The organism is Prevotella heparinolytica, from assembly GCF_002998535.1.
In the GTDB taxonomy this organism is placed as follows: domain Bacteria; phylum Bacteroidota; class Bacteroidia; order Bacteroidales; family Bacteroidaceae; genus Bacteroides; species Bacteroides heparinolyticus.
This window is the reverse complement of the sequence record NZ_CP027234.1, coordinates 773,030-787,811: the sequence shown is the minus strand read 5'-3', so window position 1 is coordinate 787,811 and position 14,782 is coordinate 773,030. Positions and strand designations below refer to the sequence as shown.

At 44.6% G+C, this 14,782-nt stretch carries 11 protein-coding genes and 1 pseudogene; 2 read left to right on the top strand and 10 right to left on the bottom strand.

The window, feature by feature from the left end:
- Positions 1-4: 4 nt before the first annotated feature.
- The gene (locus tag C3V43_RS03220) at positions 5-601 is read right to left on the bottom strand and encodes a DUF6621 family protein (RefSeq protein ID WP_106068572.1); all 597 of its coding nucleotides are present in this window, start codon (positions 599-601) and stop codon (positions 5-7) included.
- A 314-nt stretch (positions 602-915) separates the two neighbouring features.
- Here C3V43_RS03220 and clpB point away from each other — a divergent pair, with 314 nt between their 5' ends.
- On the top strand, positions 916-3,510 hold the full coding sequence (clpB, locus tag C3V43_RS03215; protein ID WP_106068571.1) for an ATP-dependent chaperone ClpB: 2,595 nt from the start codon (positions 916-918) through the stop codon (positions 3,508-3,510).
- 433 nt (positions 3,511-3,943) lie between these two features.
- Here the strand turns inward: clpB and C3V43_RS03210 are convergent.
- From C3V43_RS03210 to C3V43_RS03200, 3 genes and pseudogenes are all read right to left on the bottom strand, one after another.
- Positions 3,944-4,486: pseudogene (locus tag C3V43_RS03210) on the bottom strand (DUF4738 domain-containing protein); the annotation flags it as partial.
- 404 nt (positions 4,487-4,890) lie between these two features.
- Positions 4,891-5,976 (bottom strand): IS110 family RNA-guided transposase, encoded by a 1,086-nt coding sequence (locus tag C3V43_RS03205; protein WP_106039978.1) that lies wholly within the window; start codon positions 5,974-5,976, stop codon positions 4,891-4,893.
- A 209-nt stretch (positions 5,977-6,185) separates the two neighbouring features.
- Positions 6,186-7,403: a dicarboxylate/amino acid:cation symporter gene (locus C3V43_RS03200; RefSeq protein ID WP_106068570.1), complete on the bottom strand. Its 1,218-nt coding sequence runs from the start codon at positions 7,401-7,403 to the stop codon at positions 6,186-6,188.
- Between the two features lie 133 nt (positions 7,404-7,536).
- Here C3V43_RS03200 and C3V43_RS03195 point away from each other — a divergent pair, with 133 nt between their 5' ends.
- Positions 7,537-8,895: a TrpB-like pyridoxal phosphate-dependent enzyme gene (locus C3V43_RS03195; RefSeq protein ID WP_106068569.1), complete on the top strand. Its 1,359-nt coding sequence runs from the start codon at positions 7,537-7,539 to the stop codon at positions 8,893-8,895.
- An 89-nt stretch (positions 8,896-8,984) separates the two neighbouring features.
- Here the strand turns inward: C3V43_RS03195 and C3V43_RS03190 are convergent, their stop codons facing one another.
- From C3V43_RS03190 to C3V43_RS03165, 6 genes are all read right to left on the bottom strand, one after another.
- Positions 8,985-9,161, bottom strand: a complete 177-nt coding sequence (locus C3V43_RS03190; protein ID WP_106068568.1) for a DUF4250 domain-containing protein — start codon at positions 9,159-9,161, stop codon at positions 8,985-8,987.
- A gap of 113 nt (positions 9,162-9,274) precedes the next feature.
- Positions 9,275-10,780, bottom strand: a complete 1,506-nt coding sequence (locus tag C3V43_RS03185; protein ID WP_394336159.1) for a carboxypeptidase-like regulatory domain-containing protein — start codon at positions 10,778-10,780, stop codon at positions 9,275-9,277.
- Between the two features lie 47 nt (positions 10,781-10,827).
- The gene (locus C3V43_RS03180; protein ID WP_106068567.1) at positions 10,828-11,685 is read right to left on the bottom strand and encodes a FecR family protein; all 858 of its coding nucleotides are present in this window, start codon (positions 11,683-11,685) and stop codon (positions 10,828-10,830) included.
- Positions 11,682-12,233 carry an RNA polymerase sigma-70 factor gene (locus tag C3V43_RS03175; protein WP_106068566.1) on the bottom strand — a complete coding sequence of 184 codons (552 nt, stop codon included), beginning with the start codon at positions 12,231-12,233 and terminating at the stop codon, positions 11,682-11,684. Before C3V43_RS03175 ends, C3V43_RS03180 begins: the two co-directional genes overlap by 4 nt.
- 102 nt (positions 12,234-12,335) lie before the next feature.
- Entirely contained in the window at positions 12,336-13,598 is a 1,263-nt protein-coding gene (locus tag C3V43_RS03170) for a carboxypeptidase-like regulatory domain-containing protein (protein ID WP_106068565.1), read from the bottom strand.
- Positions 13,599-14,016: 418 nt separating this feature from the next.
- Positions 14,017-14,781, bottom strand: coding sequence for a nucleotidyltransferase family protein (locus C3V43_RS03165; RefSeq protein ID WP_106068564.1), 765 nt, complete (start codon positions 14,779-14,781; stop codon positions 14,017-14,019).
- Position 14,782 lies beyond the last annotated feature (1 nt).

Sequence of the window (14,782 nt, the reverse complement as noted above, 5' to 3'; positions counted from 1 at the left end):
GTTATTATAGGTCGTCAGAGTTAATGCCGAAAGCATGTGCCAAAGAATAAAATACCCGTTCGCACTGGCAACAGACGGATTTCAGAGGTTCCTCCATCGTGAAATATACGGCCTTTTTACGTTCTTCCTCATTTTTGCCTTTAAAAAAATCATATAACGTATCCTCCACCTTTTCACTATATGCCGGGTGAAAAGGCAATAGCATTAGGCATTTCACGTCAGCAGAGTCAAGTGCCAGATTCATTAAGTCAAGAAATAGATTTTCTGTGGAAACGAGCCCGGAAGAAGAAACGGAAGAGAATAAAAACTCACCAAGCGACGTACGGCAAGCCATGTTGTCCAAACTCTTCAAGTCAGACGGCTCACAGCTATTTAATATCTGCGAAATTGGTTCATGCACCAATATTACTTCCACTTCATTGTTTTTCCCTCTTAGTCCGGAATCCAATGCCAGATAGCTTAACCATGCCGGCAAATCAAGATGAGGTAATTTACGGTTCAGCTTCATTTCCAAAGCATTTTTTATACTATAAACGATTTCATTCAGAAATGTAACATCTACCAATATCACATTCTCTGAGAACTTTATGTTGTCTCCCATTGCTTATTAGTTTACAATTTAAATTGTAAAGGTAAGAAAAAGTTTTGTTCAGAGTCTTGATATACCACTCTTTTTTAACCTAAGCAAAAAGCCTTGTAGATAATAGGGTAAAGAAAATTAAACATATCATGCACATACACTCCAGATATAAATGGATGATATACCAATATATATTAAATCATAATTGGCAGATTATCAGACAATTTGTCAATCCTTTTATCAGATAACTGAAAAAATGTCCGGAATATGCCATTGGCAATTCTTTTGCATCTCCCCTTGTGTTATAAAACTGATAATAGAAAGGAGAACAATATATGAATTTCAACAATTTTACCATTAAAGCACAAGAAGCAGTACAAGAAGCTGTGAATCTGGTACAGAACCGTAGACAGCAATCCATTGAACCGGTACATTTGCTTCAGAGTGTGATGAAAGTTGGCGAAAACGTAACCAATTTCATTTTTCAGAAACTTAGTTTGAATGGGCAACAGATTGCACTCGTGGTCGACAAACAGATCGATTCTTTGCCCAAAGTATCAGGTGGAGAGCCATATTTGAGCCGTGAAGCTAACGAAGTATTACAAAAAGCTACACAATACTCAAAGGAAATGGGAGATGAATTCGTTTCTCTGGAACCGGTATTACTGGCATTGCTCAACGTAAAAAGTACCGCTTCTTCCATTTTGAAAGATGCCGGAATGACGGAAAAAGAATTGCGTGCAGCCATTAATGAGCTGAGGAAAGGAGAAAAAGTAACTTCACCATCTAGTGATGAGAACTATCAGTCGTTGGAAAAGTATGCTCTTAATCTGAATGAGGCTGCGCGTAGCGGCAAACTGGATCCTGTGATTGGCCGCGATGAAGAAATTCGTCGTGTATTGCAAATTCTGAGTCGACGTACTAAGAACAACCCTATTCTTATCGGAGAACCGGGTACAGGTAAAACGGCTATCGTAGAAGGGCTTGCCCACCGTATTCTCCGTGGTGACGTACCCGAAAACTTGAAAGACAAACAAGTCTATTCATTGGATATGGGGGCATTGGTTGCCGGTGCCAAGTATAAGGGAGAGTTTGAGGAACGTCTGAAAGCCGTCGTCAACGAAGTGAAAAAGTCAGAAGGGAATATTATCCTCTTTATTGATGAAATCCATACGTTGGTAGGAGCCGGAAAGAGTGAAGGAGCCATGGATGCCGCCAATATATTGAAGCCGGCTTTAGCTCGTGGTGAACTAAGAAGCATCGGAGCCACTACCCTTGATGAGTATCAAAAATATTTTGAAAAAGACAAAGCGTTGGAACGGCGTTTCCAAATAGTTATGGTGAACGAGCCGGACACACTCAGCACTATTTCCATTCTGCGTGGACTGAAAGAGCGTTACGAGAATCATCACCACGTACGAATTAAGGATGATGCCATCATTGCGGCTGTAGAACTAAGCAATCGTTATATTACCGACCGTTTTCTGCCGGATAAGGCCATCGACCTGATGGATGAAGCTGCCGCCAAGTTACGTATGGAGGTTGATTCCGTTCCGGAAGAATTGGATGAGATTACACGTAAAATCAAACAGTTGGAAATTGAGCGTGAAGCCATTAAGCGCGAGAACGACAAACCTAAACTGGAACAAATAGGTAAGGAACTTGCGGAACTGAAAGAACAGGAAAACTCTTACAAAGCTAAATGGCAGAGTGAAAAAACATTGGTCAACAAGATTCAGCAAAATAAAGTGGAAATTGAAAACTTGAAGTTTGAAGCTGACAAGGCAGAACGGGAAGGTGATTATGGAAAAGTTGCTGAAATTCGTTATGGCAAACTGCAGGCATTGAACAAAGAAATTGAGGAAACGCAACGGAAGCTGCACGAAATGCAAGGAGATAAGGCCATGATTAAAGAGGAAGTGGATGCAGAGGATATTGCTGACGTGGTATCGCGCTGGACAGGTATCCCGGTGAGCAAGATGCTGCAAAGCGAAAAAAACAAACTGTTGCATTTGGAGGCAGAATTGCATAAACGGGTCATCGGACAAGATGAAGGCATTGAAGCCGTGGCCGATGCTGTGCGTCGCAGTCGTGCAGGATTGCAAGACCCCAAACGCCCTATCGGTTCGTTCCTTTTCTTAGGTACCACAGGAGTCGGTAAGACCGAATTGGCAAAGGCTTTGGCTGAATTTCTGTTCGATGACGAAACGATGATGACACGCATTGACATGAGCGAGTATCAAGAAAAGCATAGTGTTTCTCGTCTGGTTGGAGCACCTCCGGGATATGTAGGTTACGATGAAGGCGGACAGTTGACTGAAGCTGTAAGACATAAGCCATATTCCGTGGTGCTGTTCGACGAAATAGAAAAAGCGCATCCGGACGTATTCAACATATTGTTGCAAGTGCTTGATGACGGTCGTCTGACAGATAATAAGGGGCGTACAGTGAATTTCAAGAATACGATTATCATCATGACTTCCAATATGGGTAGTGCTTACATTCAAAGTCAGATGGAAAGGCTTAACAGCACTAATAAGGAGGAAGTGATTGAGGAAACGAAGAAAGAAGTGATGAACATGCTGAAGAAGACCATTCGTCCTGAATTCCTGAATCGTATTGACGAAACAATCATGTTTATGCCTTTGACGGAGAAGGAAATTAAACAGATTGTCACTCTTCAAATCAAAAGCGTACAGAAGATGCTTTCCGATAATGGCGTCGGATTGATATTGACAGATGCCGGTATTGATTTTCTTGCTAACGTTGGGTATGATCCTGAATTTGGCGCTCGTCCGGTGAAACGTGCTATCCAGCATTACTTGCTGAACGATTTGTCGAAGAAGCTGTTGGCTCAGGAAGTGGATCGTAGCAAACCGATTATGGTAGATGTCAATCAGATGAGAACCGGCCTGGAATTCAGAAACTGATATCTGCCGGTTCCATAAAAAAAGACATACTTCTAAGCTAAAGCATATTTTTTAGAGATATTCTTTTGAACATATAACTCATGAAAGTTGGGGCAATAGCTCTTTCTTTCATGAGTTATTTTGGTTCAATCCTGAAAGTTCTATAATTTCCCCAAAGCCACTTTTCCTTAAAGTGAGGGCTCATCTTTCCTAAAGTGTGGGGGCAGCTTCCCTAAGGTGCGGGCATACGTCTCTTAAAGTGCGGACATACGCCTTCTAAGGTGTGGGCATACGCTCGTTGAAGTGTGGGCATACGCCTCCCCCAATGTGGGCTTATGATTGTACAAGCGTAAATGCCGGATTATTTTGAATTACAGACATGGAAGAATTCTTCCGTCGTATTTTCGGATTGTTCAGTTATGTCAGTAATTGCGGATACGAGCAATGTGTCAATTATACTGGTCGTTTGATAATCCTCCATCAGCTCCTCTTTTGTCATGGATATCTTTCCGTCGGTTGTGACGACTAACCGGGTGGGTACATACAAGTCTGATTGCGGATAACAGATGCTGGCCGCATATATCATTCCCTCCGGGGTGGTTTTGTCATAGACCAGTCCTTCGAGAATAGAGTTTTTCATAAACTCGGCATCTATCAATGATGCAAAACTTTCCTTTGTGAATGCTTTGTCTACCAATTGCTTACCTTCACAACTGATGCGTAACGTTATACGATTGTCCACAAACTTCTCTCCTTGCTCATTCTTCACAATAGGCAGTGTTTCGTCAGGGATACGAAGTACAGAAGATTGGTACTCTTTTCCTTTATATGTGAAAGTTGTTTTTATATCAGACACTTGCATACGTTGCGGTGCAGACACCTCTGTGCTGTCTTGTTGCAGTGTTTGCAAGTCTTCTTTCTTGTTCTTATCTTGCGACGAACATGCAGCGAGTGAGATTATTGATGCGCATGCCAGTGTATAAACTATCTTCTTCATCATTACTTTTTCCATTTAAAATCCAAACAAAGTTGGATAATTCATTAATAATTAACTTTAGTTTCATATCTTTTTGTCAGGATGTTAAGAGGAAGTAGGCTCTGCTGAGGAGCAACCTACCAGCAATAAGCATCCTAACGGTACGCAGTAATGCTACTTTGGGAGGCGGTTACACGCCTCTCTTTTTGTATTACTGATATCGTCTGATATGGCTAAGAAAACCTAACCATAATCCTATGGTAAAACAAACTTTCCACAGCAGACACCACACAAGGGGCTGCAAGTTCCTTTATCAGTCAAACCATTAATGAGGATTACAAACTTTTTTAAGCGGACTTCAAAGCCGCAAAGTAATGATAGTATTTTCCTCAAAAGAAAGTTGTTTTACCTTATAGGATTCTGTATCATTTGACAACACACGGTATATATTCCTTTTCATGTTTGAGTACATAATATATTCTGTTTACAAGCCGTCTGGCAATCTTTATGATTGACTTCTGGGGATTCATACGTTTACGGTATTCCGTATAGGCTACAGTCATTGCAGGATCCTTACGGATTGCAATCCATGCAGCTTCCACCAACAGGCAGCGGAGCATGAAATGGCGACGTACCGTTATATCCCCTGTGCCGTTACTCTCACCGCTCGAATGGCACATGGGTACCAGACCGATGAAAGAAGCCAGATGGTCCTCATTCCTGAAACGGACTATACCGTCAAGTTCAACCATCAGGGTAGCAGCTGTAGTAACGCCTATTCCGGGAACAGAAGTCAGAAGACGTATCGGCCTCTCAAAAGGTGCGTTACGTGATATCTCACGGATGGCACGTGTTTCCTGAAGAAGCATCTTACGCAAACGCACGAACTGCTCCAAGTGCAGTTCCAAAGTCTTCTTGCCATACTCTGTTGAGAGTTCGAGAGAATGAAGCCAAGTCAGGAAACGTTTTGACCAACATCCTATCGAGCATCGGGTAAACTCTTCGGGTATATCCACTCCATGAAAACGAAGCAATGACTTGATGCGGTTCTTCGCACGGGTGCTGTCTTTTACAATCAGGTTTCTCATCCTTATCAAAGAGCGCATTTCCAGGACATCCGCCTTGGGAACGTATATTCCTACCAGCGAACCGGAACGTAATTCACGAGCCAGCTTGTTACAATCCACGGCATCCGTCTTACGAAGTTTTTCCTTACTCATGGTCGGAACGTCGGCTGGATTGACCACGATGTTGGTTATTCCTAAATCCATCAGTTTCTCGTGTATCCAAAAGCCGCAGAATCCGGCTTCATACACAGAGAAGTAATTGGCGCCCGGATAATTGCTGACAAGATACTTGTGCAATGCTTCCGGTTCCGGAATTTGGCTGAATCGATTCAGAACACTATGCTCTGATAAAATTGCAACCGACCAACTCTTCAGGTGGACATCAATTCCTACATAAATATTTTGACCACTGAAATCTAATGTGTTACTTTGTACACGTTTCATAAGCTATATCGTTATGAGTTAATATTGTTGTTATCACTTACAAAGTTAACTATAATGGTATAGCTTTTTTAGGGCTATATTATGTTATCCGTCACTTCCGATTTTAAACATAGGAACTTTTTTAGATTGACGGAGCAAAAATAGCGTAAATTGTACGTAATATAAAATTTATTCTCTCTTTTGATAGTGGTTACCTCTAATTCAATTGATTAAGACAAGCATTGTTCATGCTTTCCTGCTATTCTGTCCACTATCACCGAAATGGCTCCGTCGCCCGTTACGTTGCAGGCTGTGCCAAAGCTGTCCATGGCTATGTAGAGCGCAATCATTAATGCCTGCAACTGTTCGTTGAAACCCAAAATACTGCTCAATAATCCCAAGGCAGCCATGATACTGCCACCGGGCACACCGGGAGCAGCCACCATCGTAATGCCCAACATGAAGATAAACCGGCTGATCGTCCCGAATTCAACAGGCATATTGCCCATATACATGATAGCCAACGCACAAGCTGTGATTTTCATGGTGCTTCCGGCCATATGAATCGTAGCACAAAGAGGCACGGTAAAACCGGCGATGTTTTCCTGCACTCCGTTTTTGATGGTTTGTTTCAGTGTCACGGGAATGGTGGCAGCCGAAGACGAAGTACCCAATGCCGTGGCATAAGCGGGCAACATGGTGCGCAAAAGCTTCAACGGATTCTTGCGCCCTATCACACCGGCTATCGTGAACTGAAGGAGAAGAAGCAAGATGTGAAGCGTGAATATTACGACAATCACCTTAGAAAATTGTGCCAATACAGCAAATGCCTCTCCATTTCGGATCATATTCAAGAAAATGCCGAAAATATAGAATGGAAGCAGTGGAATAATAACGTTTTCAATAACAATTGAGACTATGTCTCTGAAGTCATCGAATGTATTCTGCAAATACTTTGTTTTCAGTAAAGCCATGCCCAGCCCAAATGTGAAAGCAAGTACCAGGGCAGTCATCACCTGAAAGGCAGGGGGCATCTGCACCACAAAAAAAGGTTGCAGCCCCGTTACGGTTTCTTTGCCTATACCGTCCGGTATCGCTTCGCGGGAAATGATGTCTGGAAAAAGTTCCATACAAGAGAAATAGGTGAAATAGCCTGAGAATACAGTGGAGGCGTAGGCTATGGCAGCTGTAAGTACCAACAGTTTGCCTGCACCTCGTCCTAAATGAGCTATGGCAGGAGCCACAAGTCCCAAGATAATCAGCGGTATGGAGAAAGAAAGGAATTCTCCGAACAAAGAATTGAATGTGATGAACACGCGACCCACCGATTCGGGTAACAGTCGCCCCAGAATAAGCCCCAATATAATGGCTACAACCACTCGTAGAAGCAATGGAAATCTCTGAATCCGATAATTCTTATTCAATAGGAGTTTATGGTGGCTTTTCATAAAACATGGTTTAACAAATCGAGACAAACTTAGGCAAATCTTACGTCATATACAAAAAACAAAAAGAAAAAAAGGTGGGTGAAAAAAATAATGGCTACATTTGGGGCTTTGAATTATTAATCATAAAACCACTATGAGCAACAAAACAAAAAGATTTATCCTGCCTGAAGAGGAAATTCCACATTATTGGTATAACATACAGGCCGATATGGTGAATAAGCCCTTGCCTCCTCTTAACCCCCGGACGAAACAACCACTAAAAGCTGAAGACATGTATCCTATCTTTGCCGAGGAACTCTGTCGGCAGGAACTTAACCAGACGGACGCATGGATTGAGATTCCTGAAGAGGTGCGCGAGATGTACAAATACTACCGGAGTACTCCGTTGGTACGTGCCTACGGACTGGAGAAAGCGCTTGGCACACCGGCCCATATTTATTTTAAGAACGAAAGTGTCAGTCCGATGGGGTCGCATAAGCTGAATTCGGCCATTCCGCAAGCATACTATTGCAAGAAAGAAGGGGTCACCAATGTCACCACTGAGACCGGTGCGGGACAATGGGGAGCTTCCTTGGCCTATGCAGCACGTCTTTTCGGTTTGGAAGCCGCTGTTTATCAAGTGAAAATCAGCTATGAGCAGAAACCATATCGACGCAGCATCATGCAGACATTCGGCGCACAAGTCACGCCGTCACCGTCTATGTCAACTCGTGCCGGAAAAGACATCCTGACGGCTCATCCCAATCATCAAGGCTCATTGGGGACTGCTATCTCCGAAGCTATCGAATTGGCACAAACCACTCCCAACTGCAAATATACGCTTGGTTCTGTGTTGAGCCACGTAACGTTGCATCAGACCGTCATCGGTCAGGAAGCCGAAAAGCAGATGGCTATGGCGGGCGAGTATCCGGATGTGGTGATAGCCTGTTTCGGTGGAGGTTCCAATTTCGGTGGCATCACTTTCCCGTTTCTGCGGCACAATATCCTTGAAGGAAAGAAGACCCGTTTCGTCGCTGCCGAGCCGGCTTCTTGCCCGAAGCTTACACGCGGTAAATTTCAATACGATTTCGGTGATGAAGCCGGATATACCCCTTTGCTACCCATGTTCACGTTGGGGCATAATTTTACTCCTGCCAATATCCATGCCGGAGGGTTGCGTTATCACGGTGCAGGTGTCATTGTCTCGCAACTGTTGAAGGACGGTTATATAGAAGCTGTTGACATCAAGCAACTCGAATCATTTGATGCCGGTTGTCTTTTTGCGCAGGCAGAAGGTATTATCCCAGCTCCCGAATCGTGTCATGCCATTGCCGCCACCATTCGCGAGGCCAACATGTGCAAGGAAACGGGTGAGGAAAAGGTGATTCTGTTCAATCTTTCCGGACACGGACTGATTGACATGGCTTCTTATGATAAGTACTTATCCGGAGATTTGGTGAACTACGAACTTACAGATGCTGACATTCAAAAGAATCTGGGTGAATCAAAGTAATCCGGCTTAATAAAACAAAAAACTCCCGTTGAATTGTGCTTTACGGCAACAAACAACGGGAGTTGTTATTACTTATACAATGACATTATTTACCAAAATCTGTTCTTTACAGGGTTATATTCAAATCCCACCAACTTCAGTTTTCTAACAATGTCCTCTTTCTCTACATTCATATCCTCACAAAGAGCATCCAATGAAGGATAGAAATCACGCAGTTTTGTGTTGATGAAGCTATACAGCATCACCGGATCTTCAGGTAATTTCATTGTCACAATCTTTTTAATTAAAACTAATATCGTGGCAAAATTACAATAAAAAGCACGAAAACGATATATTCTCCTGCTAAAATATGCACTTTCTACCTGCAAACGATTGAGGATTAAAAGCCGGAACCATCGGTCCGTTCTATTTTTAAAGAAACTTTCTCAATAATCTTTTCAAGTTCCTCTTCCAATGGAATCACGTTGAAATCACCCCAGAAATCTGTATCATATTGAAAGTTCGTTTCTGCAAACACTGTGTGCATAGGTAGTCTTTCGGCACGTGGAAAGCGTGTCACATTCTCGTTATCAATCCGGCAGGTTGCCATCTCAAACCAAGTGTGCAGCATGGGGTTGCTGAATGATATGCGCTTGCGCTTCATCTTGAAATAGAGATCGCCACGGATATGATGAATATGATAGATGCCGTTCCAAGGTTTATATGAGACGGTATAAACGATCTTTTCCGTTGTCAGCCGTACTTCCTGCGCCTGACGCATTACATAAGCAGCTGTAGCCTCTTTGACGTATCGGGGCTGAATTTCGAAACGGGCGCGTAACAAAGCTTTGTTCTCCGGGTCTATGTAGAGTTCGCCACAGAATAAAGGGCCTTTTACTCCTCTCCTTTGCTCAAAGCTGACTACATTGGCCGTGCGGTCGCCTACAGAAACGATGTCACCGGAAGTATACGTATAAAGCTTGTCACTCGTTTCGGGAGAAAGGAAGTCGGGAATGTGTTTCATGATGTCCAGCCGCAAGCAAGCCTCTACCCCCGACCTGATTTTGGCTATCACGCTGTCCGTTTGCTCCCTGTTGTCTATCTTGCTCATCTTAAGCAACTTCACCTGATCATTGAAAACCGGTTCCAGCATCGATGCCTTATAGACTTTAAAGACAGCTTCCGTGAAGCTTTGAAACTTGTTTTTCAGATATACTCCTTCTCTGTAAAAGGTAGTCAGGTAAACCGGATTCGAGGAATGATTCTTGCTTCGGCATTCCATCATTTCGCGAAGAAGTTTTTTAGGTTCCGTCAAACGGATAAGCACCTCCTGCAAAGGAATGATTTTAGGTTCGAGACTCAGGACATTGTTGCGGCCTTCCAAGGCAACCACCGCTACCGTTTGCCCCACATAGCCCAGATGAGAGAAAGAGAGTGTGCCGTGCCTTAAGGAATCAGGCAGTTGGAGTCTGAATTCTCCGTTCTGATTGGTGATGTTGCCCAACGAAGTGCCCTGAACATGGACGGATGCGCTGACCACCGGTTCTCCGGTTTCTTTATCCTGTAGTCGGCCGGTGATGGCGGAATGGAATGATAAAGGTGTTTCCTTTATTGCAAGCTTCTTTTCTGCCTGTGTTATCAATATATGACGTCCCAATACCTTTAATTCAAGATTCCGGTTGCCGGTTATCTCGTAGACGGCTTGCCGTACAGAGCATTCTTTCTTTCTGAACTTAACAATAGAATCATTGTTGATAACCTTGCTGTCGTAAATAAACAGATAGCCGGACTGTTCTGATATTTTTCCTAATAAAGAATAGACGGTTCCTTTTGCTTTGGGCATGCGGATGATACGCTCCAGGACATCATCTCCTGTTGCCTTTACATTGCCCGTAATGAAAAGCATCCATGAGAAAACGATTATGAAGCGAACTGTATTCATGTATTCCTCATTCAAAACAATACCAATTTATTTTCTTTGCGCTCACACTGCAAGTTGAATGTCAGACAAATGAGTTCGGCCACAAATTCCGGTGAGTTGTTGGAAAATTCCACCGTCAGCCGTTTCTTACCTAATGCGGGAGAGGCCGTTTCAATTTGCCAGTAGGAAGATGTTTTATTGATGACCCGCAACACATCTTCTAAACACTCGTCCTTGAAGCGGATGTTCTTGACATACCGATCGAAGGCATTCGGATGTGCCGTTTCACTCAGAAGCAGTCTGTCCGATTGCAGAGTCACGGTTTCACCGGCTCTTACCAAAGCGGTTTCACCGTTTTCTTTCAGCAGAACCTTCACACTACCTCTCTGTACCGATAAGCTGAAAGGCGCCGTTGCATTGCTCCGTATATCAAAAGCCGTTCCCAGCACTTCCACACGCGCTTTGTCGGTTTCAATCATAAACGTTTTTCCGGGTTTCCGGGCCACGTCGAAGAAGGCCTCGCCTTGCAAATTTACCGTTCGTTTGTCATCTGCAAAATGCTTGGGATACTGTAACTGGCTTTCTTGGGCAAGATATACTATCGAACCGTCTTCCAATGTTTTCACCAAAGTTGCTTGCTCCTTATTCTCCTGCGTCAGGAGGATAAGGTTTTTTTCGTTTCCTCCCGGCCATCCCCACCATGCCATGCAAAAAATAATTCCGGCAATCAGGGCTGCTGCCGGTATTCCCCATTTCAGATAGCGTGACGGGCGTTTAGCCACATGCCTCCCTTCTTTTTCGCCGTTCAGCAAACCCTCGCCTTCCAGACGTGCATACAAGCGTTTCCACGCTTCATCGGTCTTTCTATTCTTGTTGTTTATTTCCATTATCTTGTTCGGGTGTAATTATCAATTTCTTTTCTCAATGTTCGGAGCGCCTTAGTCATTTCCGCCTCTACTGTCTTGACGGATAACGAGAGGACTGTGGCAATATCCGTGTACTTCATTCCCTGCATGCGGTGCATCCTGAATATCTGCTGTCGGCGCGAAGGCATTTGGCCGAGCGTTTTCCGAATCAGACTTTGAAGTTCCTTGTATTCCATTTCCTGTTGAGGGTCTGCCAGACTGCCCCACCCGCTCTTTCTGTCTGCGGTGGAGGCATACCGCTCTCTCACTTCACGATGCTCACAGTATTGCAGTGCTTCGTTTCTGACCGCACGATAAAGATAACTCTTGATGGAATGGGATATTTCCAGTTTCTCTCTATCCTTCCACAGCACATAGAAGAGTTCTTCTACAATTTCCTCGCCTGCCCGCGCGCAATCCGTAATACTTGCGGCATACCAGCAAAGAGGCATATAGTATTGGCGGAACAGCGCTTCGAACGTCTTGATGTCCCCTTCTCTCACTTTGCTCCATATCGTCGGTTCATTCGGCATAATCTATGGCTTTAATCACTTGATTTCTCCAAATATAAGTAAAAACACGGAAAACAAAGCCTGAGGGTATCAATAAAACTTATTCAAGTGCTTGGCTAATTGTCAGTTGGACTGTTTTCTCAATTTATTGACGGCATTCTCCAGCGATTCCGTCGGTTCTATGATATTATAGTTCTTCCAAAAATCCTCGTTCCAATACTCGTCCACCAAGTCGTAGAACACTTGCTTCTGTTTGAAAGCGTTCCGTCCGGAGATACCCGTCTGCGGATTATCGTCCCGGTCGGTGATCACCATTTCGGAAAAAGCGGTGTAGGTGGAAGAGAACAGCCGTTTCTGCCAATCGCATTTAAAGCGGATGATATTTCGTATATAGTTCAGATAAGTACGGTCGCCCTGCTGCTTATAAGTCACCAAATAACTGACTTCCTGCGGGCGGAATCTCAACCCGACAGGTTTTTTGTGAAGAATGGCCTCTACTGCTTTCACTTTGTTGGCCATGTCCAGTTCAAATTCGGCACGGGTAAAGGAGAGGCGTTCATAGTCGATGTAGAGCTTCCCGATGAAGAGTGCGTACATCAGGCTGACCCGCGGGCGGAAACTGACGACATACTGCATCCGGTTGTCCAGATTCACCGGTTCCTCCATCCGAAAATCATAGTAATTCAGATTGTCCGGGCTGAGCAAGGCGTCGCCGTTCTTCACCACGTCCAGATAGAGAGAAAGATTGGGGCCTCCCACTACTTTAACAGCCAGCGTGTCGCTTAGTTTCTGGCTCATCAAGCGGCGTCCTTTGAGGAGTTGTACCCTATCACGATTGACGTCACGCTCGTCATATGCCGTTTTGTAGACATTCATCACGGCTTCGGAGACACCGATATAACGGCGACGCTTTTGCACGGTTTCCCGGTAGAAAGCAGTCAGCATATTGTCTGTGGCCGCATAGTTGACGGGGATTTTCCTGATGGCTTCCTCCACAATGATGCGAGGATTGTTTCCGTAGACCACAATCTCGCTCAGCAGGTTGGGAGCCGGTATCATCCAGATGGTCAGTTCGTCCGGCTTTTCCAATTCTTCAAGAGACAGGTGCGTATTGAGATAGCCGATGTGGGAGAATTCCACTCCACGAAAGCCTTCGGTGGTGCTTACTTTGAGAGAAAAAGTGCCGTCTTGGTTGGTCACTGTACCTATGTTGGTGCCGATGACCGATATATTCACATTTTCCAACCGCTTCCGGTTTTCCTTGTTCCTTACTACACCGGTTATGGTAAGGTCGTTTACGGCGGCATCTTGTGCTGCCAGCGGGGTGAAGCTTCCAAACATGCAGAGCAGCAAACACCCGATTGTAAATCCGGCAAAGTTTTTCATAAGGCAAGAGCTTTTAAAGGGTTTCTACCAATAAGAGCGCTCCGGAAAGAAAAACCCTACACTTTTTTGCCCCGAATCAGATTTTGTTTTGATTTTATTTCCACTTTCTTCTGCGCATTGTTTCAGGGATATCTTTATCTGTTTTCAGGAAGAGTATGGCGGGCTGTCGGTTTAATGGAAAAAACCTTTCGAGTCCTTATGAAAAGATTGTTCGTAGCAAGCAGTAAACTTTGTCCGAAGCCGGGATGAATCTCTGTTCGCGCACTGCGGACACAAAAACGCAACCTGCGGACACATATCCGCACCGTGCGAACACATATCCGCGCACTGCGAACAAAGATCCGAGTATAAGGAAAGCAAAACTTGTCCTGTAAGTTGAAGTGTGTTGCGAAAGGAGCTGCTTGGAAGTTCCGACTGCTTACAGGGGATTTTCGGCTGAATCGTGGTTCATATACAACCACTCTTCCGCTTTCTTCAGCGTCTCTATTTTCCCCACATCAAACCATTGTTCTCCTTGCGGCACGTATCCCTGCACACATGCTTCGCGGCAAACGGAGAGGTAAAAAGGTATGATGGAAAACTTTCCCGTCCACCGCTCATCGTCCATGAAGCGGAAAAGAGAGGGAGAAATGACGTGAATACCGCCGAAAGCCAGTTCGCGAAACTCCTTTTCCCCGTAGTCGAAGCCCTCCGGCTTCACCTCTCCGGTAGACTTGTTGACCCACCCCTTCAACCGGAGGTTGTCGTCGAAGAGCAGATAGCGCGAGGTTTCCCGCTCGCTGACAAGCAAAGTAGCCTCTGCCCCGCTCTTCACATGATGGCGATAGAAAGCGGCAAGGTCTGTTTCTGAAAGGATGTCGGCATTGTGGACAAGAAAAGGTTCGCTGCCATCGAGAAACGGACGTGCTTTGCCGATACCTCCACCGGTATCGAGCAGCATATCACGCTCGTCACTGATGTGGATGTTCGTCCCGAAATTGTCATGAGCACGGAGGTAGTCGATGATTTGCCCGCCGAAGTGATGGATATTGACCGTTATATCGTTGAATCCTGCATCTTTCAGCCGCAGTATCACCCGTTCCAACATAGGTTTTCCCGCTACGGGAACAAGCGCTTTGGGTGTATGGTCGGTCAGCGGACGCAGGCGTGTGCCCAAACCGGCAGCAAATATCATTGCTTTCATA